At 45.8% G+C, this 1,416-nt stretch carries 2 protein-coding genes and 1 pseudogene; all 3 read right to left on the minus strand.

What is annotated here, in order from left to right; all coding sequences use genetic code 11:
• Positions 1-216: 4Fe-4S binding protein (locus JCM16159_RS12960; RefSeq protein WP_243666931.1), on the minus strand; the 216-nt coding region annotated here is incomplete at its 3' end.
• Positions 213-773 (minus strand): 2-oxoacid:acceptor oxidoreductase family protein, encoded by a 561-nt coding sequence (locus JCM16159_RS12965; RefSeq protein WP_054854237.1) that lies wholly within the window; start codon positions 771-773, stop codon positions 213-215. The genes JCM16159_RS12965 and JCM16159_RS12960, both read right to left, overlap by 4 nt.
• Positions 774-1,012: 239 nt before the next feature.
• Positions 1,013-1,324 (minus strand): annotated as a pseudogene (locus tag JCM16159_RS12970) (4Fe-4S dicluster domain-containing protein); the annotation flags it as partial.
• Positions 1,325-1,416 lie beyond the last annotated feature (92 nt).

Genomic DNA, 1,416 nt, shown 5'->3' on the forward strand with positions numbered 1-1,416 from the left:
TTTCTTCAACTCGAGTATTGCCGGCTCTGGGCAATACATCCAGCAGGTCCTGCACCTAATGCACGCATCCTGATCAATAACAGGCCTCTCAGTCCTCCAAGAACCAGTGGTGTTTTTAGTTGTGCTCATTGGTTCCATTACGTATCCTCCAATTGCCGGTAGTTCTCTCCAGCCCATTAACTTAGTAGTCTTTGGGGTCCAGGCGCTCGTGCTCATTTGATCACCCGTGCCTCGTTATAGGCAACCCTAACCAACTCAGCGTTCACCTTACCCAATCTACCACCGAATGTCTTCAATACTGCATTGGTAATGTCGTCCACGGTTAAGGCATCAAAGACCTTCAACAAGGCACCAAGCATTGCCGTGTTCACAATGGCCTTGCCCAAGTGCTTGGTTGATAAGTCATATGCATCTATATGCACAACACCGCCCCTAAAGCCCCTTAGGTAGGGTTCAATGGTTTCGAAGCGTCTTGAATTAATTACTATGTAATCCCTAGTCCTCTCCGGTATATCCGGGTTAACCCTTAGTAAGTCTGGGCCAAAGACCACGGATATGTTCGGCTCCTCGATGGGTTCTCGAACTTCGATGGGCTCCGTAGATATGACTAGGTAGGACCTGACGGGTGCCCCTCTCCTTTCTGGCCCGAATTCAGGGTAAGCCAACGCATACAGACCCCTACTAACAGCTGCTAATGCCATTACCTGCGCGGCGGTTACTGCACCCTGGCCTCCTCTACCGAAGAATACTATTTCGTAATTCCCGCCATTCATGTGATTACTATCATTTTACTCATGGTTATAAACAATTTTATAGATTTTTTAGGGATTTATAACAACAAAATTAGTCCGCTGTAGAAAATCTCATGTGCAACGGGCTATCACGCATGATTATTAATACCATGAAGTCAATAAAACTTAATCGATACTGGCCCAGGCCACATAAATCAGCACGCCAACTTTTAAAAGAAATTAAACATAAACCACATAATTATTCAATATATAGCCAAACACTATTTACCTCTCCTGCCCTCAAGTATTTTCAGCCTGACGAACCTAATTACGTTTGGTATCCTAATTTCATTTGGGCAACTCTCCTGGCATAGGCCGCAGCCGGTGCAGAGCCACACGGCCTTACGCAACCAATCATCTATGATACCCAGGTTCGCCAACTTCATAACAAGCCTAGTATTTAACCCAAACTCGGTCATAGGGCAAACCGTGGTGCATGTACCGCATTGGTAGCACAACGACGCCGTTGGTTCAAACTTAAGTAACTCCTCCTTAAGTGTGGGGTTAGCCATGGCCATACCCATCACCTTAACTGCTTTATTCTTTGTTTCGTCATTTCAATCTCCTCCTTAGTCACAGTTTCGACAATCCTCTTTGCCTCATTGGCGGCCTCTATGAAATCCTT

It is taken from the genome of Vulcanisaeta sp. JCM 16159 (assembly GCF_001316265.1).
Lineage (GTDB): Archaea > Thermoproteota > Thermoprotei > Thermoproteales > Thermocladiaceae > Vulcanisaeta.

Bases quoted from the DNA above. Each gene is read 5' to 3' on its own strand.
- JCM16159_RS12965 (WP_054854237.1), bottom strand. From the start codon at position 773: ATGAATGGCGGGAATTACGAAATAGTATTCTTCGGTAGAGGAGGCCAG.